The organism is Paenibacillus popilliae ATCC 14706 (assembly GCF_000315235.1).
GTDB classification, from domain to species: domain Bacteria; phylum Bacillota; class Bacilli; order Paenibacillales; family Paenibacillaceae; genus Paenibacillus_B; species Paenibacillus_B popilliae.
In genome coordinates, this window is sequence record NZ_BALG01000204.1 from 1 (window position 1) to 225 (window position 225).

Consider the following 225-nt stretch of genomic DNA (forward strand, 5'->3'; position numbering starts at 1 on the left):
CTCAATGCCGATCCAAGGAACGACATCGCGTAGTCATTTTTCATGATTTTGAGGGGCGGGAGATTCGTCTCGTTACCGATTTAATGCATGTTACCGCCGAACAGTTGGCTCAGATCTATAAAGCACGCTGGCAGATAGAAGTCTTTTTCCGCTGGATCAAGCAACATTTGAACGTTCCTACGTTGTTCGGTACGACTGAAAATGCCGTATATGGTCAGCTATTTG

Annotated in this window: 1 protein-coding gene; it reads left to right on the forward strand. The window is 45.8% G+C overall.

Translation table 11 applies throughout. From position 1 onward, the window contains the following. Nucleotides 1–225 (forward strand): transposase (locus PPOP_RS13235; RefSeq protein ID WP_042228830.1); only part of this gene is annotated, 225 nt, incomplete at both ends.